This is a genomic window from Moorena sp. SIO3I8 (genome assembly GCF_010692325.1).
GTDB lineage: Bacteria > Cyanobacteriota > Cyanobacteriia > Cyanobacteriales > Coleofasciculaceae > Moorena.
In genome coordinates, this window is the sequence record NZ_JAAHHW010000122.1 from 1 (window position 1) to 19,787 (window position 19,787).

The 19,787-nt window shown below is 44.0% G+C and carries 17 protein-coding genes and 2 pseudogenes; 13 read left to right on the forward strand and 6 right to left on the reverse strand.

The window, feature by feature from the left end:
- From F6K51_RS29575 to F6K51_RS29585, 3 genes and pseudogenes are all read left to right on the forward strand, one after another.
- Positions 1–354 (forward strand): annotated as a pseudogene (locus F6K51_RS29575) (Uma2 family endonuclease); the annotation flags it as partial.
- Positions 355–379: 25 nt separating this feature from the next.
- Positions 380–841, forward strand: a pseudogene (locus tag F6K51_RS29580) (DUF29 domain-containing protein).
- Between the two features lie 277 nt (positions 842–1,118).
- A complete protein-coding gene (locus F6K51_RS29585) occupies positions 1,119–1,772 on the forward strand; it encodes a Uma2 family endonuclease (protein WP_293026997.1) in 654 nt (217 codons plus the stop codon).
- Positions 1,773–2,000: 228 nt separating this feature from the next.
- On the opposite strand, the gene F6K51_RS29590 is transcribed toward F6K51_RS29585, so the two are convergent.
- Both F6K51_RS29590 and F6K51_RS29595 read right to left on the reverse strand, forming a co-directional pair.
- Positions 2,001–2,903, reverse strand: a complete 903-nt coding sequence (locus F6K51_RS29590) for an aspartoacylase (protein WP_293027000.1) — start codon at positions 2,901–2,903, stop codon at positions 2,001–2,003.
- On the reverse strand, positions 2,896–3,066 hold the full coding sequence (locus F6K51_RS29595; RefSeq protein ID WP_293027003.1) for a hypothetical protein: 171 nt from the start codon (positions 3,064–3,066) through the stop codon (positions 2,896–2,898). Before F6K51_RS29595 ends, F6K51_RS29590 begins: the two co-directional genes overlap by 8 nt.
- Between F6K51_RS29595 and F6K51_RS29600 the strand changes: the two genes are divergently transcribed.
- The gene (locus F6K51_RS29600; RefSeq protein WP_365940347.1) at positions 3,042–3,851 is read left to right on the forward strand and encodes a DUF1802 family protein; all 810 of its coding nucleotides are present in this window, start codon (positions 3,042–3,044) and stop codon (positions 3,849–3,851) included. The two genes, F6K51_RS29595 and F6K51_RS29600, sit on opposite strands and share 25 nt — an antisense overlap.
- A 162-nt stretch (positions 3,852–4,013) precedes the next feature.
- Here F6K51_RS29600 and F6K51_RS29605 read toward each other — a convergent pair whose 3' ends face one another.
- Positions 4,014–4,202 carry a hypothetical protein gene (locus F6K51_RS29605; RefSeq protein WP_071105291.1) on the reverse strand — a complete coding sequence of 63 codons (189 nt, stop codon included), beginning with the start codon at positions 4,200–4,202 and terminating at the stop codon, positions 4,014–4,016.
- 129 nt (positions 4,203–4,331) lie between these two features.
- On the opposite strand from F6K51_RS29605, the gene F6K51_RS29610 reads away from it, so the two are divergent.
- From F6K51_RS29610 to F6K51_RS29630, 5 genes are all read left to right on the forward strand, one after another.
- Positions 4,332–4,475, forward strand: coding sequence for a hypothetical protein (locus tag F6K51_RS29610; protein WP_293027007.1), 144 nt, complete (start codon positions 4,332–4,334; stop codon positions 4,473–4,475).
- Between the two features lie 232 nt (positions 4,476–4,707).
- Entirely contained in the window at positions 4,708–7,293 is a 2,586-nt protein-coding gene (gene purL / locus F6K51_RS29615) for a phosphoribosylformylglycinamidine synthase subunit PurL (RefSeq protein ID WP_293027010.1), read from the forward strand.
- A gap of 236 nt (positions 7,294–7,529) precedes the next feature.
- Entirely contained in the window at positions 7,530–8,504 is a 975-nt protein-coding gene (locus tag F6K51_RS29620) for a transposase (RefSeq protein WP_293027013.1), read from the forward strand.
- Positions 8,505–8,517: 13 nt separating this feature from the next.
- On the forward strand, positions 8,518–8,787 hold the full coding sequence (locus tag F6K51_RS29625) for a hypothetical protein (protein WP_293027016.1): 270 nt from the start codon (positions 8,518–8,520) through the stop codon (positions 8,785–8,787).
- Between the two features lie 318 nt (positions 8,788–9,105).
- Positions 9,106–9,795 carry a Uma2 family endonuclease gene (locus F6K51_RS29630; protein ID WP_293027020.1) on the forward strand — a complete coding sequence of 230 codons (690 nt, stop codon included), beginning with the start codon at positions 9,106–9,108 and terminating at the stop codon, positions 9,793–9,795.
- A 7-nt stretch (positions 9,796–9,802) separates the two neighbouring features.
- Here F6K51_RS29630 and hppD read toward each other — a convergent pair whose 3' ends face one another.
- Together hppD and F6K51_RS29640 are read right to left on the reverse strand one after the other, a co-directional pair.
- Positions 9,803–10,945 (reverse strand): 4-hydroxyphenylpyruvate dioxygenase, encoded by a 1,143-nt coding sequence (gene hppD / locus F6K51_RS29635; RefSeq protein ID WP_293027023.1) that lies wholly within the window; start codon positions 10,943–10,945, stop codon positions 9,803–9,805.
- A 13-nt stretch (positions 10,946–10,958) separates the two neighbouring features.
- Positions 10,959–11,162: a hypothetical protein gene (locus F6K51_RS29640; RefSeq protein ID WP_293027026.1), complete on the reverse strand. Its 204-nt coding sequence runs from the start codon at positions 11,160–11,162 to the stop codon at positions 10,959–10,961.
- 644 nt (positions 11,163–11,806) lie between these two features.
- Here F6K51_RS29640 and ltrA point away from each other — a divergent pair.
- The gene (gene ltrA / locus F6K51_RS29645; RefSeq protein ID WP_293027029.1) at positions 11,807–13,492 is read left to right on the forward strand and encodes a group II intron reverse transcriptase/maturase; all 1,686 of its coding nucleotides are present in this window, start codon (positions 11,807–11,809) and stop codon (positions 13,490–13,492) included.
- 285 nt (positions 13,493–13,777) lie between these two features.
- A complete protein-coding gene (gene iscB / locus F6K51_RS29650; protein ID WP_293027032.1) occupies positions 13,778–15,034 on the forward strand; it encodes an RNA-guided endonuclease IscB in 1,257 nt (418 codons plus the stop codon).
- A 250-nt stretch (positions 15,035–15,284) separates the two neighbouring features.
- Here iscB and F6K51_RS29655 read toward each other — a convergent pair whose 3' ends face one another.
- Positions 15,285–16,304, reverse strand: a complete 1,020-nt coding sequence (locus F6K51_RS29655) for an AraC family transcriptional regulator (protein WP_293027035.1) — start codon at positions 16,302–16,304, stop codon at positions 15,285–15,287.
- Between the two features lie 297 nt (positions 16,305–16,601).
- Here F6K51_RS29655 and F6K51_RS29660 point away from each other — a divergent pair, with 297 nt between their 5' ends.
- A complete protein-coding gene (locus F6K51_RS29660; RefSeq protein ID WP_293027038.1) occupies positions 16,602–19,223 on the forward strand; it encodes an arylsulfatase in 2,622 nt (873 codons plus the stop codon).
- A gap of 288 nt (positions 19,224–19,511) precedes the next feature.
- Positions 19,512–19,787, forward strand: a 276-nt coding sequence (locus tag F6K51_RS29665) for a hypothetical protein (RefSeq protein WP_293027041.1), incomplete at its 3' end; no start/stop codon positions are given.

Below are 19,787 nucleotides of genomic sequence, written 5' to 3' on the forward strand. Positions count from 1 at the left end.
ACCGAAAAACCGTTATCCTGATTTGACTATAATTCGAGAAGAGCATGTTCAACAATTATCAAACGAAATACCATTCGCCTCTCTATGTCACCGCCTTTATTAGTGGTTGAAGTGGTTAGCCCGGGAGAATTACAACGAGAGCGAGACTATATTGCTAAAAGAATCCAATATCAAGATTGTGCTATTCCTGAATACTGGATTGTGGACCCGGAAAGTCAAAGTATATTGGTATTAGAAATTAAGGAAAATACTTATACAGAAGTGGGTAGCTTTTCCGGTGATGATTTAGTCTTATCTCCTGGATTTAAAGATATTAATTTGAAAGTGTCTGGAGTGTTTGATATAGAAAAGTAAGTGAGGTTTTTAGTGACAATTGATTATGAGTAGTATAAATAGTAGCTTAAATTTAAAAAATCTCTACGACATTGATGATGCCCAATGGCTAGAAGAAACTATTAAACTCCTGAAAAACAAAGAATTTAATCAACTAGATTGGGATAACTTAATTGAGGAGTTAGAGGATTTGGGCAGAGAGAAGAAAAATGCTGTCGCTAGCCTTTTATAACAAGTAATCCGTCATTTATTATTCCTGCACTATTGGACAATTGAATCTGACTATAATGCAGTTCACTGGCAAGGTGAAATCTATAATTTCCGAATTCAGCTCAAACGAAAACTGACGACTAATCTCCGTAATTACCTAGATGATGAACTGAGTTCTATTTATAACGATGCCCTAGGATTTGTGAAGATAAAAACTCAGAATTCCGTAACTTTTCCTTCAGAATGTCCCTACTGTCTTGAGCAATTACTGGATATCGAATGGTTGCCGAAGGAATAAATCAGTTTTCAATAGTTGGGAATTGGGAATCGGGAGTCGGGAGTCGGGAATCGGGAATCGGGAGTCGGGAGTCGGGAATCGGGAATCGGGAATCGGGAATCGGCATTCTAGTTAAGCTACAGGCAAAACGCTATAATTGGGAATTAATAAGAGTTTGATCAGCAATAAAATTCTGCATTCTCCCCATCTCCCCATCTCCCCATCTCCCCATTCCCAGATCCGCTGTTCCCTGTTCCCTATTCCCTGTTAAATAACAAATAAAGTAGAGCCGAAAAAAATGACATCAACTGCCACAATTACTCGGGACCCGACTATTCCTCCTTTAGAAAATGGGGATCAACTAACCCTTGCGGAATTTGAGCTGCGCTATTCCGCTATGGCTGATTTGAAGAAAGCCGAATTAATTGAAGGAATTGTTTACATGGCATCTCCCCTGAGAATTACACAACATGGTGAACCCCATGCTCAGATTATGTTGTGGTTAGGCTTCTACCAAACCTATACTCCTAATCTGCAATTAGGAAATAATTGTACTGTTAGGCTTGATCTTGAGAATGAAGCTCAACCCGATGCACTGCTTAGACTGAAAGTAGGAGGACAATCTACAATTAGTCAGGATGGCTATGTGGAAGGTGCGCCGGAGTTAATCGTTGAAATTGCGGCTAGCACTGTTTCTATTGATTTACACAAAAAATTAAACGTTTATCGCCGTAATGGGGTACAAGAGTATTTGGTATGGCGAGTTGATGATGGTGAATTTGATTGGTTTCGGTTAACTGAAGGGGAATATACTCAACTGGAAGCCAATCCTGAGGGCATACTTTGTTCAGAAATTTTTCCGGGATTATGGTTAGATAAAGCTGCATTATTAGCCGGAAACTTAGCCAAAGTTTTAGAAATATTGCAGCAGGGATTACAGAGTCAGGAGTAGGGAATCGGGAATCGGGAGTCGGGAGTCGGGAATCGGGAATCGGGAGTCGGAACCCACCCCTAACCCCTCCCAGGAGGGGAACGGGAGTCGGGAGTCGGGAATCGGGAGTCGGGATTCTACTTAAGCTACAAGCAAAACGCTATCATCTCCCCATCTCCCCATCTCCCCATCTCCCCATCTCCCCACTCTTTCCCTGTTCCCTGTTCCCTGTTCCCTGTTCCCTAAACACTAAGTAAGTATTTCTTTTTTAGTCAAACACATCGCTATTCCTTTTTCATAGTAAGCAACTTCATTAATAAATACTGGCCAAACCGTGGCGTCTTCTTCATAGTAAATTGTGGTGCCATCGAAGGTAAGAAACATCGGGTCACCAGGATTGAGTTCTTGATAATCTCTGCCCTGGAGCTCAGGATGAATCATACCTTCTAGTTCACCAGCTTTGTTTCTGGGATAGTCAACTACTTTTAAATAGTGATAAATGGTAAGGGGATAAGTGTTTGATAATAGTTTACCGTTATTATAATCTTCAATATAATCTAACGTGGCGTGAATTAAGGCTTCAGTTTTCTGAAAAATAGCGCCCTTGAGACTAGCTGGTGCAATGGGACCGACTTCAATAGAACACCCGAAATTACATAGAGAGTTTAGAAAGGGATTTTCTTTACCTGGTTCAATGGAACTTAAAACTCTAACTAAGGGGTCAAGGGAACTCAGATAAGCAGCGAGTTGCAAATTAAAGGGGTCGTTGTTGACGAGAATTATAGTAAACCCCATATTAGCACTGCTACTGTGCAAATCTAGAATAAAATCTACCTGGGAATTGCCTTTTGGTCCTAGGGTTGTAGCCATCTCTTTTGCTCGGGTTTGTTCATAGAAAGAAAGCTCAGGATTTTCCAGGTCACTTTTAGCAAAGCAGCGGTTTAAGTCTGTATCAATATATCTCCTAGCCGCTTGAAAGGCTTGGGGATTACCTATTTTTGTCAAGGTTTCAAAACTAGGTCTAGTGATTAATTCTGGAAACTTCTCAAACTTTTTGACTAGGTATACACCGGTAAATTCATTGCCGTGGGTTCCTCCTACAATAGCGACTTTGTTAATAGTTTTACGGTTGTTTGCTTGAGAATTACTCATGGGTGGTTGGTATAGCAAAGGGAACAGGGAACAGGGAACAGGGAACAGGGAATCGGGAATCGGGAATCGGGAATCGGGAGGGTGGGGCGGGGGCGCGGGAAGTGTGGGAAGTGTGGGAAGTGTGGGGGAGATGGCCAGATGGGGAGATGGCCAGATGGTACATTCAATTTTCTGGAGGCCACTGCCGACTCCCTACTCCCTACTCCCGACTCCCTACTCCCGACTCCCTACTCCCGACTCCCTACTCCCTACTCCCGACTCCCTACTCCCTACTCCCTACTCCCGACTCCCTATTCCCTACTGAGAGTAATATTGGCATTCTATCCTAGGAAAACGCAAACCTCTTATTGTTATTGGAAAAGTCCCATTACTAAATTTATGCTTTCAACTACTACCCATGCCCTCAAAGAATGGGCTGTTGCGGTTGATGCCTTAGAAGCGGGCAAAACGATTATGCTGTTACGCAAAGGCGGTATTCGTGAACAGGGCAACTGCTTCAGTGTGGCTCACCACAAGGTTTTACTCTACCCTACCTATGAGCATCAAAAGCCTAATTTGCTTAAACCTGACTATGGGGGAGTTGTGAAACCTGTGCCCTCAGGTTGGCATCCGGAAACTGTTCGGATTGGTAGCTGGGCGTCTATTACTGATATTTTGCCAGTAACGGAGCAATCCACTGTTGCTGCGCTGCTACCCTATCATATTTGGAATGAACAATTTGTGAGTGAGCGTTGGAAGTGGAAGCCACGTCAACCTTTATATGTACTGCTTTTGCGTACTTATCAGTTACCTGAGCCTGTGATCACTCCCTACCACCAAGAGTACGGAGGCTGTCGCTCATGGATTGATTTAGTTGAACCGATTTCTTACGAAGGAGTTGTACCAGTTTGGAATGATGGGCAGTATATCGAACAAGTTAGAGAAATTCGTAGTCTGATCCAGGATTGACTGGGGAAAAGCAGGCTAATTGCTCTGGTGGGCAGTGCACCAGACAGATAATGAAGCTTGCAAACCGCGTTGGTAGGCACTGCCCACCCTACGATTCATGACTTGCTCTGCGCATTCCCCCCAGTGCGTGCAAGGCCATAAGTGGATAACCTCGATAACAACTTAATAGCTCTGTCCGATCTGATACCCTTCTAAGTAAACTGGACTGTCGCTAGCTTCGGCTTGTCTTTGGAGACCGGCTAGGAGTCCTTGATTAAATAAAACGTATTCGATTGTGTCTGGGCTATAGCAATTGTATTGATAAACTAGGGTGGATACAGAGTATGCTAGATGATCGAAATTCCTAGACATAATGGATTTGCCTCCAATGGATAGATTAATGGATAGATTGATAGAGCTGCGCTTTTAGGGGTGATAAGATTGTAAGTTGCAGCTATGCTTATACAGTAATACGGGGAATAGACCGGAGACATTACCCACGTGGGTGATTTTATTGTGGCTAAGGAATTGGCAAGGTATAGCAGAAGTCAGAAGTCAGAAGTCAGAAGTCAGAAGTCAGTGGTCAGCGGTCAGCAGTCAGCGCTCAGCCGTTGGCCAATAGCCACTCAAGTAGCCTGCGCGTAGCACATAAGCTGTTAGCGTAGCGTGCGCGTAGCGCATAAACTAAAAACTAAAAGCTGATAGCTGATAGCTGATACCTGATACCTGATACGCGATGTTCCTTTGGAAGCGCTTCGCGATCGCACGCAAAAATCCCAAGGACGGGAACCAAAGGAGCTGAAGAAGTCTGGCTATTGATCATAATTGGCTCAATACTCTATAAAATAATCTCTGTGCCGTTTGTGCCCAGAGTGATATGCCCACTAATTCCTCTACCTCCTTTTCCCCAGAAGAGATTGCTGCTGAAGGGTTAACCCCTTCTGAATATGAAGAAATTGTCCAGCGCCTAGGGCGTCATCCCAATAAAGCTGAGCTGGGAATGTTCGGTGTGATGTGGTCGGAACATTGCTGCTACAAGAACTCCCGTCCTCTACTGAAGCAATTTCCCACAGAAGGCAAACGTATTCTAGTCGGTCCTGGGGAAAATGCTGGTGTTGTAGACTTAGGTGATGGGCTACAACTGGCCTTTAAAATCGAATCCCACAATCACCCCTCAGCAGTAGAACCGTTTCAAGGAGCTGCTACCGGAGTAGGGGGGATTCTACGGGATATTTTTACCATGGGAGCTCGCCCGATTGCGGTCTTAAACTCTCTGCGCTTTGGGACTTTGGATAATGCCAACACTAGACGATTGTTTAATGGGGTAGTAGCAGGAATCAGTCACTATGGCAATTGCGTGGGTGTCCCTACTGTAGGGGGTGAAGTTTACTTTGACCGGGCATACACTGGTAATCCCTTGGTGAATGTGATGGCTCTGGGACTGATGGAAACTCCAGAAATTGTTACCTCTGGAGCCTCTGGAGTTGGAAATCCTGTGCTCTATGTTGGGTCCACTACCGGTAGAGATGGCATGGGAGGGGCAAGTTTTGCTAGTGCGGAACTTACGGATCAATCCCTAGATGACCGCCCAGCGGTGCAAGTGGGGGACCCGTTCCTAGAAAAGTCTTTGATTGAAGCGTGTCTTGAGGCATTTCAAACCGGTGCGGTAGTAGCTGCTCAAGATATGGGAGCCGCTGGGATAACCTGTTCGACTTCAGAAATGGCAGCTAAAGGGGGCTTGGGTATTGAGTTCGATTTAGACCTGGTGCCAGTGCGAGAAACCGGTATGGTGCCTTATGAATACTTGCTGTCGGAATCCCAAGAACGAATGCTGTTTGTTGCCCACAAGGGTCGAGAACAGGAACTGATAGATATTTTCCACCGTTGGGGACTCCATGCTGTGGTAGCAGGTAAGGTAATCGAAGAACCTTTGGTCAGGATTTTGTTCCAAGGAGAGGTAGCAGCAGAAATCCCAGCTACTGCTCTAGCCGATAATACTCCAATTTATCAGCGGGAGCTATTGACAGAACCACCAGACTATGCTTTACAGGCTTGGGAATGGCATGGGGATTCCCTCCCTCCCTGTAATGTTAAAGGTATTGACATTAACGGCAAACATTACAGTTGGAATGACATCCTAGGTCAACTCCTAGATACTCCAACTATTGCGTCGAAACGTTGGGTTTATCGCCAGTACGACCACCAAGTCCAGAACAATACCTTAATTTTGCCAGGAAACGCTGATGCTGCGGTGATTCGGTTACGCCCACAAGGGTTGAATGTTGAAAGGTTGAATGTTGAAAGGTTGAATGTTGACAGGTTGAATGTTGTTCGCGAAGCGTGGCCGAAAGGCCAAGGTTCAACTGAAACTAACCTTAAACCTGCTAACCTTAAACCTGCTAACCTTAAACCTGCTAACCTGCAACCTGAAACTAACCTTCAACCTGCTAACCTTCAACCTACTAACCTTCAACCTGAAACCAACCTTCAACCTGTAACCTCGTCTGGTGGTGTGGCGGCAACGGTGGATTGTAATTCCCGTTATGTTTATCTTGACCCCTATGAAGGGGCAAAGGCTGTGGTAGCAGAAGCAGCAAGGAATCTCAGCTGTGTGGGTGCAGAACCTTTGGCAGTAACCGATAATCTGAATTTTGGTTCTCCTGAAAAGCCTGTGGGTTACTGGCAACTGGCCTCTGCTTGTGCAGGAATAGCAGAGGCTTGCCGGGAAATGAGCACTCCTGTGACTGGGGGGAATGTTTCCTTGTATAACGAAACCATTGATAGTGACGGCAATCCTCAGTCGATTTACCCGACGCCAGTGGTAGGGATGGTGGGATTAGTTGCTGATATTACTAAAACCTGTGGTCAAGGTTGGCAAGCTGAAGGGGATTTAATCTATTTATTAGGATTGGGGACTAAATACTGGGAAAATAGTCAATCCCAAACTAAATCCCAAATTACATTAGGTGCGTCCGAGTATCTGGCAACTATTCATGGCATGGTTGCGGGCAAGCCACCAGTAGTGGATTTTGATTTAGAGCGTCGTATCCAAACGGTAACGCGAGAGGGTATCAGTCAAGGTTGGGTAAATTCTGCTCATGACTGTGCTGAAGGGGGATTAGTGGTGGCTTTGGCTGAATCCTGTATCGCAGGTAAGTTGGGGGCAGACATTACTCTAGGCTATAGCTCCGAGTCGTTAGACCTGCGCTGGGATCAGGTGCTATTTGGTGAGGGGGGGAGTCGGATTCTGGTTTCTGTGAGTCCTCAACAGGAAACAAGTTGGGAATCTTATCTACAGCAACAGTTGGGGGATGAAGGATATTGGCAACAACTGGGTGTTGTTCAAGGGGAAAATGCTGGTTTACGAGTACTGGTAGGAAATGGTCAGTGTGTGATTGAGATGACAGTTCAGGAGATGTGTGATTGTTGGGAAAATGGGATTGAAAGGCGTTTGAGGGTTTAGGAGGGAATCGGGAATCGGGAATCGGGAATCGGGAATCGGGAATCGGGAATCGGGAAACAATCTTGTGTACCTTATTATTATGAGAACCGGTTTAGGGATGTTCCTTTTGAACCGTTTTGCGAAGTTCGTTTGGAACCGCTTTGCGATCGCGTCTGCAACGTTTTTTAAAAATGTTAAACAGGAATTGGCTGACAAGGGCTTTGCTAAGATAGCATAATTCAGCTTGATCATACTCAATGACCAATCCAAGAGCCGATTACGATAATCCCTGGAAAGAAGCGCTTTCCATCTATTTTGAATCCTTCATGGCATTCTTTTTTCCCGAGATTGACCGTAACATTGACTGGGAAAGAGGCTATGAATTTCTTGATACAGAATTCCAACAGGTGGCTCGAGATGCAGAAATTGGCAGCAGGGAAGCCGATAAACTGGTCAAAGTTTGGCGACAAGACGGTGAAGAAACGTGGGTACTGATTCATGTGGAAGTACAGAGTCAGGCTCAGTCAGTCTTTGCGGAAAGGATGTACGTCTACAACTATCGCATCTTTGATATGTATCGACGGAAGGTAGTCAGTTTAGCTGTTCTCGCTGATGATGAAGAGTCTTGGCGACCAACTGAATACAATTACGAGATTTGGGGTTGTCGAGTTTTATTGCAGTTTCCAGTAGCTAAGCTGTTAGATTATCAGCTGTCTAAACTAGAACAAAGCACTAATCCTTTTGCTGTGATTGTGGCTGCACATCGCACCACTCAGCAAACTGTTCAAAATCCCGAGGGACGGTATCAGGGCAAATTAAGCATTGCCAAGAGTCTTTATCAACGAGGGTATAGTAGACAAGATATCCTAGAATTATTCCGGCTCATCGACTGGATGATGACATTACCGGATAGCTTTCAGATTGGGTTTAAACAGCAAGTCAGACGTTTTGAGGAGGAAAGCACAATGCCTTATGTTACTAGTATAGAGCGCCTTGCTCGTAAAGAGGGGATGGAAGAAGGCATTCTCCAAACTAGTCGAGAGACTCTTTTGGAAGTGCTTCAGGTACGATTTGAGGATGTGCCAAGGGAGTTGGTTGAGACAATTAACCAGATTGACTCGGTCTCTGTCTTGAAAACCTTGCTTCGACAAGGAATTACTATTGCTTCTGTTGAAGAGTTTCAGGGTTGGCTTGACCAATTGCTGTCTCTTGAGCAAGAACAGCAGTTTTGAGGAAGAAAGCACAATGCCCTATGTTACCAGTATAGAGCGCCTTGCTCGTAAAGAGGGGATGGAAGAAGGCATTCTCCAAACTAGTCGAGAGACTCTTTTGGAAGTGCTTCAGGTACGATTTGAGGATTTGCCAAGGGAGTTGGTTGAGACAATTAACCAGATTAAGTCGGTCTCTGTCTTGAAAACTTTGCTTCGACAAGGAATTACTATTGCTTCTGTAGAAGAGTTTCAGGGTTGGCTTGACCAATTGTTATCTGTTGAAGAGAACAGGAAGCTTCATTAGTGGTGTAAGCATTCAGCATACAGCTGAATGCTAGGGAGTCTTTATTTAGTATAATTATATCAACTAATTTTTTGGTTATATTGGCCTAAATTCTTCTCCCCGATTCCCGATTCCCGATTCCCTTAATTTTATGGATAATGATATCGTTTTGTTTCTAGCTACTGTTGGTCTACTCATCCTGTATCTAGTATTTTCTGCTCTAACTGAGATGGGTACCAAGTTTCCTTGGAAGAAATAATAGTTGATGGGTTTTTCCAAAACCTTTAACACTCAACCGTCAACCGTCAAGAATCTGAACACTATAACAGAGGTCAAGCAATGGTTGCACCCCTATCTTCTCCGACTAAACTAGACGTCATCTACCCCGAACGTGATGGAAAACCGATGTCAGACAATACTAAACAGTTTCGCTGGATTGTCACAATTCAAGGCGGTTTAGATGCCCTGTTTCAGGATGACCCTAATGTCTTGGTGGTAGGAGACTTACTGTGGTATCCCGTAGAAGGCAATAATAAAATTTGTACTGCTCCTGATGGGATGGTGATCTTTGGTAGACCCAAAGGTGATCGTAGTTCCTATCTACAGTGGAAAGAAGATAATATCCCCCCACAAGTGGTGTTTGAGATACTCTCTCCAGGAAACACCCTCACCGAAATGGCCAAAAAACTGGCATTTTATGACCGCTATGGGGTTGAAGAGTATTATCTCTATGACCCAGATAAAGTGGACTTGAGTGGCTGGCTGCGTAATCAGGGTAAGTTAGAGGTGATTGACTCGATCAGCGATTGGGTGAGTCCGAGATTGGGGATTCGGTTTGATATGAGTGGTACACAACTCCAGATCTATCGACCGGATGGCAAGCCTTTTGCTACCTATCTTGAGTTAGCCCAAGGGAAGCAAGAAGCTGAATCGAGAGCAGAGCAAGCTGAAGCCTTGTTGGCTCAGGAACGACAACAGATGCAAGCCCTTTTAGCCAAATTGCAGGAAAAAGGGATCGAGCTGGAATAGCTTGAATTCACCTGGATAATTCACCAGTTCCTAAAGCTCCTCGCTTGTTCTGTTCCCGCTCGATGGCTTCAAACAAAGCACGAAAATTCCCTTCTCCAAAGCCCTTGGCCTGAAAGCGGCGCTCAATGATTTCAAAAAAGAACGTAGGCTTCCCAAAAATGGGCTTGGTGAAGGTTTGAAGTAACAAAGCTTGGGGAAACTGTTGCTGCCAATCTACTAAAATTTCTCTGGTAGCAATTTCTTCCCATTCTGCTGTTGGTAAGGGTAAATTAGAGCCCCCTGGTCTTTGCCGCAACTCGCTATAGTAGCTGGAAGGAACTTCAATAAACGGCAAACCTCGACCACGGAGTTGAGCGATCGCTTCTACTATATTGCTAGTTCTAAGAGCAATATGCTGGATTCCTGGTCCCCCATTGAAATCTAGAAATTCCTGAATCTGGGAATTAGCAGATGTTGGTTCATTGATGGGCAACTGCACCTCACCAGTGGAATCAACCATGACCTGAGAGTATAAACCAGACTGTTGTGTCTTAATAGAAAATATTTGTTGTGGGCAAAATCCCAGCACGTGTTGATACCAATTTACTGCCCGTTCTAACTCACCAGCAGCTACGTTAAGTACCACATGATCAATGGTGGTGAACATGGTCTGAGGATTGTTATTGACCTGGTTTGCCTCTCTACTAAGGGAGGGTACCTTACCATCAGCAGTATTCGTGATCCAGTTCAACTGAGCCGGGAAAAAGGATTCCTCACAGATGCCATCCCGCTCAACTAGGGTATGAACCAGAGAACCCCAGGAGGGGATTTTACTCCACTTTAGCCGTCCCTGTCTTTGCAATTGCTCCTGAGGTAATTTTACCACTTGGTTTCCTTGAGCGATCGCATTCTCAATCACTGCTTCGAGGTCTTCTACAAGAAAAGCGATGTCAGCCACCCCAGGAGGATGTAGACGCAAAAACTCAGCAATAGGACTTGTTGATGTCAGAGGTGAAGAGATAACAAAAGTGATTGAGCCACTTTTGACAACTTCTGTGTAGGTATGGTGACTACTGCCACTAGCGACCCGTTGAAAGCCAAGAATGTTGACTAACCAATCAGAAAAAACTGTAGCATCTCTAACATAGAAATGAACATGATCAATTTTCATGATTGACATCTAGTTAAAGAGCTTGTACTGTTTTTAATTTTGCTATTTTTAGAAAATTATACCAAGTTGCCGTCAAATCTATAGCATTGTCCAGGGAGTAGGGAGTAGGGAGTAGGGTGTAGGGTGTAGGGTGTAGGGAGTAGGGTGTAGGGTGTAGGGTGTAGGGTGTAAGGTAGGCAGTGCCTACCAAACCGATTGGCCAGCTTGGTAAATCCATCTCCTAGTTTAAGCCTTGGTAATTTCCGGCAAACACCGGAAGCTGCCGACTAGGATGCAGGTTCAGGTGCGACTCGTTAGCTATAAACCTTACCCTATAAGGGTTTGGAGGATTAGCTGCTTGGTTCAACAAACCATGACAACTTGATAATCATGATGGTGAAAAACCATCCCTCGCGAAATCCGAGTGACAGCCCTACCCTGATTTATAGAAATAGCAAACCTATAAATTGATGCAAGGGTCGAACGAGCGAAACATCCTTTAACCTGACCGATGTCAACTTAGGCAACGAACTCATGGGTACGCACAGGAAAGTACATCCGAATCATCGTCAGCATCACGTAGCGAAAATAAGGTTGACACGCTACAGACAAATAGTCAATGGAGTAAGGACTATAAGATTCTGGGTTCTTATAAGATTTCCCACAACTCCCGGTGAACAGTACTGCCCTAAAAGTTCAAAATATGATTATCAGGAACGAGGTAATTCTCACATGTACTCTCGAAAAGGTCGAACATTTCGAGTAGGTAGCTAGCCGCAAGTCATGTGAGGACAAGATTGAGTCAGAAGCAAATGCCTAGGGTAATACCTAGGATACGCAGACAGACTCACGTTATAGGAAAAGATATGGTCGTAAGTAGTAATGAATAAGTCTAAAACTCGGGGGTTCGCTCCACAGTCAGAATGGAACAAAGTTAACTGGCAAAAGCTAGAAAAGACTTTGTGGAAGTTACAAAAACGAATATATCAAGCCTCTCAACGTGGAGACGTCCGCGTGGTACGAAAACTACAAAAAATCCTGATGAAGTCCTGGACAGCCAAAATGATTGCGGTCCGAAGGGTTACCCAAGAGAACAAAGGCAAAAAGACTGCTGGAATAGACGGGAAGAAAGCTCTAACAAGTAAGCAACGACTCGCCTTAGTAGACAGCCTAATAATCTCAAAAAGGGCACAACCAACCAGAAGGGTATGGATACCCAAACCTGGACGGAAGGAAAAACGCCCATTAGGAATACCGACCATATACGACCGCGCATTACAGGCACTTGCCAAACAGGCTCTTGAACCTGAATGGGAAGCCACATTTGAACCTAACTCATATGGATTCAGACCAGGACGCTCATGTCATGATGCCATCGGAGCAATATATGTAAGCATTAACAAAAAACCTAAATGGGTATTAGATGCTGACATTGCCAAATGTTTCGACAAAATTAACCACGAAGCACTTCTAACTAAATTAAATACTTATCCATCCATGAGACGTCTAATAAAGTCCTGGTTAAAAGCCGGTGTGATGGATAACGGGATATTCTCACCTACAAATGAGGGTACTCCTCAAGGTGGAGTCATCTCTCCACTTTTAGCGAACATAGCCCTCCACGGAATGGAAAAAGCCATATGGGATTACGCCAACTCTGTAAAAGGTAAAAAAACCCACTACAAAAAGGGATTAGCCTTAATCAGATATGCTGACGATTTCGTCATCCTACATAAAGACCAGAAAGTGGTAGAAGAATGTCAGGAAGTGATTAACAACTGGCTACATAACATGGGTTTGGAATTAAAGCCTAGTAAAACTCAAATGACCCATACCCTTGACGGATTCAACTTCCTCGGATTTAACATACGTCAATACAAAGCAGGTAAAAACCACTCAAAACAAGGCTTTAAAACCATCATCAAACCATCTAAGGAAAAAGTCCAAGAGCATTACGGGCAGCTCTCAAATGCCATTAGGAAACATAGAGCTGCCCCTCAGGAAGCATTAATACGCCACCTTAAACCTATTATACGTGGATGGTGTAACTACTACAGAGGGGTCTGTAGTAAAGAAACCTTCAACGACTTAGGGAACATGCTATGGAATAAACTCCAAAGATGGGGATACAGGAGACATCCAAAGAAATCGAAATCCTGGGTAAACAAGAAATATTGGGGAACCATCGGAGATGATAACTGGGTGTTCATGACTAAAGAGGGTATTAGCCTCCCAAAACATGCTAAAACAGAAATTGTCAGGCATAAAAAAGTCCAGGACACCAGAAGCCCTTACGATGGAGACCTAATCTATTGGAGCACCAGAATGAGAGAACATCCTGAGATGACCACTCAGAAGGGAAAGCTTTTAGAACGGCAAGAAGGGAAATGTACTCATTGTGGACTTACCTTTAAAGATGGAGATTTGTTGGAAAAACATCACATAATACCACGTGCTAATGGTGGAAGTAATCTAAACAAAAATTTAGAATTATTACACCTCCACTGTCACGATGCCAAACACGGAAACAAAATCAACTCACATGAGATAGATGAAAATCCGTTTTAGAGGTGCCACTGACAAGGATTCCTATGATGAGGAGCCGTATGATACGAAAGTATCACGTACGGTTTTGAAGACGAGTCGGTGAGGCGACTCACCGGCTTAGTTTAATGATTAATTTCCTACGTTGATTTGGTCATGACACCCAGGGATGAACTCCAGTCCCTGGCTCTGTCGCTAACCATTAAGGTGAAGGCAAATGTGTGGTTAGCCTAATAAGCCTTTTCAACATTACCGTTCGCGTAGCGGGACGAAGTCCGGAACACATTACCGATATTGAGGCATTTAACGATGCAAAATTACGTATTCGTCATTGACACAAACAAGCAAGCATTAAACCCGATTTCCCCAAAGAAAGCCCGCCGGTTATTAGACAAAGGTAAAGCTGCGGTTTTTAGGATGTACCCATTTACAATCATCTTGAAAACAGGGATCAACGATCCAACTATCTCACCTTGTCAAATCAAGATTGACCCTGGCAGCAAGTTCACTGGATTTGCTTTAGTCCAAAACAACCAAGTTATTTGGGGGATGGAATTGGAACACAGGGGAGGACTGATCAAGAAAAAACTAGAGGCGAGAAGCGCTGTTAGACGTGGGAGACGTAATCGTCATACTCGTTACAGAAAACCTAGATTCCTTAACCGTAAACGTCCAGAGGGTTGGCTTTCCCCCAGTTTAGAGCACAGAGTTCTAACTATTGAAACCTGGGTTAAACGGCTGATTAAGTTTTGCCCGGTTAGCGAGATTTGGGTCGAAAGAGTGAAGTTTGACACCCAAAAAATGCATAATCCTGAAATTAGTGGTATTGAATACCAGCAAGGGGAACTAGCTGGCTACGAAGTAAGAGAGTATTTACTTGAAAAGTGGGGCAGAGAATGCGCCTATTGTGGCAAGCAAAATATCCCTTTACAGATTGAGCACATTCACCCAAAATCATTTGGTGGGAGCGACCGAGTCAGCAATCTTTGTCTGGCTTGCGAGAAATGTAATCAACGGAAAGGGAACAGACCTATAGAGGAATTCCTCAAGAATAAACCCAGTCTACTACAGAAAATAAAAAACAAGGCGCTTTCGCCATTAAGGGATGCTGCCGCAGTAAATACGACTCGGAACAAGGTAGTAAAGGTGCTCAAGAAAATTTTGCCTGTGGTCACTGGAACTGGTGCTATGACCAAGTACAACCGAACAAGATTGGGTTTATCTAAAAAGCACTGGGTTGATGCGGCCTGCGTCGGTAATATTGAAACTTTAGTGGTAATAACCTCTCAACCACTGTTAGTTGTCTGCAAAGGACAAGGAGGAAGACAGAAAGCAGCACTTAACAAATACGGCTATCCAACTAGGCATAACCCATTGAAGCCGATTAAAGGTTGGGCTACTGGCGACATAGCCAAACACCAGAAAATAGGAATAGGCAAAGTAACTCCGAGAAGCAAAGGAAGTTTCGGATTTACTCCACTAGGAACAAAAGGCTACAAGAGTTGCAAGCCTCAAGACATATCAGTCATACACAGGAAGGATGGATATACTTACAGTTTTTGCTAGTATCTGCCGGGTTTTACCAAGGAATAATCGTCCTAAACATTCCTGATATCATCATGTCAGGATAATTACCCTTAATCAAAACCTACCCCTGTGAGATCTCCCCATCTCCCCACACTCCCCACACCTCCCACACTCCCCTCTCTTTCCCGATTCCCGATTCCCGATTCCCGATTCCCGATTCCCTAAAATCCCGAAATTGTAGACCTCATAGCTATGATAATTGCTATATTTATCCCTCGATACTCAAGGCTTAGTTTGCAGTGTTTCGCAATGTCTCTGAAGGTAACTCCCCAAACATAGCTTTGTAATCTTTAGTAAAATGACAAGGACTGTAGAACCCAAATTCACTAGCAACGATGGCTATGGTACAACTTTCTGGTTCGCTTGCCTTCAAGCATTCTCGCACTGCATTAAGTCGTCGTACCTTGAGATAGCGCATGGGACTCAAGCCAAATAAGTCCTGAAAACCATAAGATAACGCAGAACTGCTAGACCCTAAATTTTGAGCTAGCTGTTTTAAGGTCAGAGGTTTGTCTAAGTTGGCTAACATTTCTTTTTCAGCTTGGGCAATCAACTTTGCTCTTCGGGAAGGTTTGAGAAAACACTTGGAATTTAACTTAGTGGGAATATTACTAATCAACAAAGGAAGGAAATCATCAGCAACGAGTTTTTCAATGTGAGGTTTTTGTAACCAAGTAGGTTTGTGTAATGCTAACCAAACAAGTTCTTTCAGGTAATCTTTAATTTCGTTCATCCCCGTTGGTAGCAAATTCACATGATTTTTACTCCGGAAATTCTCGTCTAGATCGTGGCGTTGTAGTTGGTCTGCATAAGTATCAAACGTTTTAACAGGCATTATAATGTGTGTCAAGGTTGCACCTTGAGGAAAGATTTCGTCTGCTTCCTTGTTATTGAAACCAAAAATAGTCCTTTGAGGCTCCACAGGGTGACGGAAAGAGTAATATTCCTTTTCATTCTCAGACCAAAGTATCGCAAAAGATATGTATTCCTTTCCCCCCTCACCCGAAAATTGAATCCCTTGGTTCGCCTGATTACAGACGAAATATAAGTTACCAACCTGAATCGACAAAAACTCAGCTTGAAGAGGACCGGGACTGAGTTGTATTATTTCCTTATTTTGATACTCAAAAAACTCTTTGAAACTATCCACATCTGTAAAGGATTTGGATAAAATATTCTGATTGCCTGTCCCAGGATCATCCTCAGCTTGGGTAGTTTTACTATTGTTGGTATCAATTAACAAAATCATTTAAGCACCACTCTATCAAAAAAATAATCCAACCAACTATAAGCAAAACTAATACAATTTGAAACTTAGTTATTTAAATCTTATAGCTTAGAAAGTTGGAATTTTTGATTATTCACAGAGATACCTTACCACTAAAGTGAACTTGAGGTCTTTGACTTACCCCATAGCACAACAGAGTGGGCATGACCCACCCTGATGCGATTATGGCCATTGACATCGAATGCTGCTCCTGCGAAACCAGATGTGATCTATCACGCTGCCTCCAGGCCGGAGAGGATGTCAACAAAGAGTTAACTAATGAAAACCTCAAATGTTAACAGCACTAAGTGTATGAAGAAAACTGTTCTGAAACTTAAAAGATTACTCAATCTCCTAGTTGTGGCGATCTTTTCCCTAGGAGTATTGGTACCGCCAGCCTTGGCTCAGGAAATTTTGCCCCAACCAGACCCAGAATTTAAGGGTCAAATTGGTGTCACTTACGAAACTTCCGGGGAGCCAGATAAGTCAATTATGGAATCCCCTGAAGCCCCAAAAAATGCACCTAACATTGTCCTTGTCCTCTTGGATGATGTGGGATTTAGTTCCTCAGAAACCTTTGGTGGCTCGATTAAAACACCAACTTTGGAGAAGCTAGCAGACGAAGGGATAACTTATAATCGATTCCACACAACTGCCCTCTGCTCGCCAACTCGTGCGGCTCTACTAACAGGACGCAATCACCACTCGGTGGGCAGTGGAGTGGTTCAGGAACTGGCAACAGGTTATCCTGGTTATAAAGGCTTGATTCCCAAAAGCACAGCCACCATTGCCGAAGTTCTCCAAGAAAATGGCTACAGCACAGCTTGGTTCGGTAAAAATCACAATGTTCCTGATAACCAAACCAGTATGGTTGGTCCCTTTGACCGCTGGCCTAATGGTTTGGGATTTGATTACTTCTACGGATTTATTGGTGGAGAAACAGACCAATGGTTTCCAGCACTGTATGAAAATCAGAACCCAATCAATGCACCAGCCAAAACCAGTGATGGAGAAGACTACAACCTCACCCATGACCTTGCCGATAAAGCAATTGCTTGGATGAACAATCAGCATTCAATTGCACCCGATCGCCCTTTCTTCCTTTACTTTGCTCCCGGTGCTACCCATTCACCTCACCAACCACCAGATGATTATCGCGATAATTACGAAGGTGATTTTGATGACGGTTGGGACGTAGAGCGTTTGAAAATTTTCAATCGTCAGAAGGGCATTAACGGTGAAACTGCGAAAACTCCCGGTATAATTCCTGCTGATGCTGTACTTACCCCTCGCCCAGAAGGAATACCTGCTTGGGATGATGATACAGAATTCGACGACAGCGAACGTGCGGCATTAGCAAAGGAGATGGAAATCTATGCGGCTTTTCTAGAATACACTGATGTAGAGGTCGGTCGTGTCCTTGATGCTATTCCTGAAGAGGAAGTAGAAAACACCATGATCGTCTATATCGTGGGTGACAACGGTGGTTCAGCAGGCGGTGGTGTGTATGGAACTTGCAACACCATGAAAAATCTTAACGGACTCGGCCCTGAGATTACTCTTGAAGAAATCAAGGAGTGTGCAGAGGAGTGGGGTATGCGTGGAAAGGGAAACTCGCCAGGATACTCCGTTGGCTGGGCTTGGGCTACGGATGCACCTTTCCAATGGACAAAAGAGGTAGCTTCCCATTTTGGCGGTACTCGCAATCCCATGATTATTAAATGGCCAAAGGTTATTCCCCCGACTCCAGACAAAAGGGAGATCCGAGACCAGTTTCACCATGTTATTGATATCGCACCGACAATTCTGGAAGTAACTAGGATTCAGGAACCAGAGATCGTTAACAGCATCCAGCAGCAGCCGATAGAAGGGGTGAGTTTAGCCTATACCTTTGGTTTTGGTAAGATACTTGATGATGATTATGATGGAGAAGGTGCTGAAGGTACTCATAAAACTCAGTATTTTGAGATGTTTGGGAATCGAGGCATCTACAAGGATGAAGGAGAACACGAATGGATGGCATCAACTGTGCATGCAAAACCAGTTGGCGATGAACCTCTTAAACCTTTCGATGAAGATGAGTGGGAACTGTACGATTTAAAGACTGATTTCTCTCAAGGCAAAGACTTATCCAAATCGGAGGAAGAAGAAAAAGATGATTATCTTGATAAATTAGAGGAACTCAAAGACTTATTCCTCGTTGAGGGAGGTAAGTATAATGTTTTTCCTCTGGACGATCGCTTTGTTGAACGAGGTGATGTTAGTTTACGTCCCAGTTTTACTGCAGGACGCTATCATTTCGATTTCTATGAAGGCGCGGTTCGACTGCCAGAAGGGACAGCACCAGATGTGAAAAACAAATCTCATAAAGTCGCCGCTTATGTGACAGTTACTGGTGCTGATACTGAAGGTGTAATCCTAGCGCTCGGTGGAGAGACGGGAGGCTATAGCTTCTACATTAAGGACAAAAAACTCCACTATACCTACAACTTCTTTGGCACGCGCTATGATGTTGTTTCTGTCAACGATGTTGTTGTTGATTCTATCGACGAAATTTGCCCTAGCGACAAAATTTGTCCTGGTGATGATGTTAAGTTTGGATTCTACTTTGACTACTCAGGAGATTATGGAGATGGTCAAGGTAAGGGAGCTACAGTTACCCTCTTTGTTAATGATAAGGCACTTCTTGCTAACAATAACACAATCGACAAGACTGTGCCTGCACGATTCTCTCTGGAAACTCAAGATGTAGGGATGGATTTACTCACACCAGTAGCTCATTATGAATCTGAGTCATGTGACTCTGAGTCATGTGACTCTAAGTCACATTTCCCCTTTACAGGCAAAATCAATAAGGTGACAATAGACATTCTTTGCCCAGATTGCATAGAGCCGTACTAACTCTCCCTTGAAGTGGCAATAGCATTGTAGAGCAAAAGGCACTTATGCATCCCTCCTCCCCCCTTTCAAAGCAGGGCTGTTTCAAAGAAAAATAAGTTAACGAGAAAAGGAGATAGGGGGATAGGGGGAACCCACCCCTAACCCCTCCCAGGAGGGGATAGGGAAATAGCTCAAAATTTTCCTACAAATCCCCAAATTTAGTCATTAAAATCTGACTAATTAGCCGGCTTCAATCAACTCAAATGACTAACAATTCGTGATTCTGCTTTTGAGGAGGGTTAGATAAATTTGGCCAAAATCACGACTATTCGCGCTCCTTTTCTCCTGGGTCCCCTCCTGGGAGGGGTTAGGGGTGGGTCCCCATCTATTTTTGGCCAGAATGAAACAGCCCTACCCCAATTCTGGGGGGAACAAAACTTTCTTGCGTCCCCCAAAGTTGATACCGCTGGCGAAATTAATATTTGTTTAGACATAGGTCAACCGGTCGGCCCAAGAGCAGCAAAACGAGAACATCGGGTAGCTGCAAATGGAACTCCCTGCCACCAATTAACCAAACGCACAATA

Bases quoted from the DNA above. Each gene is read 5' to 3' on its own strand.
- purL (WP_293027010.1), top strand. From the start codon at position 4,708: ATGCCCACTAATTCCTCTACCTCCTTTTCCCCAGAAGAGATTGCTGCT.
- F6K51_RS29655 (WP_293027035.1), bottom strand. From the start codon at position 16,304: ATGATTTTGTTAATTGATACCAACAATAGTAAAACTACCCAAGCTGAG.
- F6K51_RS29620 (WP_293027013.1), top strand. From the start codon at position 7,530: ATGACCAATCCAAGAGCCGATTACGATAATCCCTGGAAAGAAGCGCTT.
- F6K51_RS29595 (WP_293027003.1), bottom strand. From the start codon at position 3,066: ATGTACCATCTGGCCATCTCCCCATCTGGCCATCTCCCCCACACTTCC.
- hppD (WP_293027023.1), bottom strand. From the start codon at position 10,945: ATGAAAATTGATCATGTTCATTTCTATGTTAGAGATGCTACAGTTTTT.
- F6K51_RS29625 (WP_293027016.1), top strand. From the start codon at position 8,518: ATGCCCTATGTTACCAGTATAGAGCGCCTTGCTCGTAAAGAGGGGATG.
- F6K51_RS29585 (WP_293026997.1), top strand. From the start codon at position 1,119: ATGACATCAACTGCCACAATTACTCGGGACCCGACTATTCCTCCTTTA.
- F6K51_RS29600 (WP_365940347.1), top strand. From the start codon at position 3,042: ATGGGGAGATGGCCAGATGGTACATTCAATTTTCTGGAGGCCACTGCC.
- iscB (WP_293027032.1), top strand. From the start codon at position 13,778: ATGCAAAATTACGTATTCGTCATTGACACAAACAAGCAAGCATTAAAC.
- ltrA (WP_293027029.1), top strand. From the start codon at position 11,807: ATGAATAAGTCTAAAACTCGGGGGTTCGCTCCACAGTCAGAATGGAAC.
- F6K51_RS29605 (WP_071105291.1), bottom strand. From the start codon at position 4,202: ATGTCTAGGAATTTCGATCATCTAGCATACTCTGTATCCACCCTAGTT.
- F6K51_RS29590 (WP_293027000.1), bottom strand. From the start codon at position 2,903: ATGAGTAATTCTCAAGCAAACAACCGTAAAACTATTAACAAAGTCGCT.
- F6K51_RS29640 (WP_293027026.1), bottom strand. From the start codon at position 11,162: ATGGATTTACCAAGCTGGCCAATCGGTTTGGTAGGCACTGCCTACCTT.
- F6K51_RS29660 (WP_293027038.1), top strand. From the start codon at position 16,602: ATGAAAACCTCAAATGTTAACAGCACTAAGTGTATGAAGAAAACTGTT.
- F6K51_RS29630 (WP_293027020.1), top strand. From the start codon at position 9,106: ATGGTTGCACCCCTATCTTCTCCGACTAAACTAGACGTCATCTACCCC.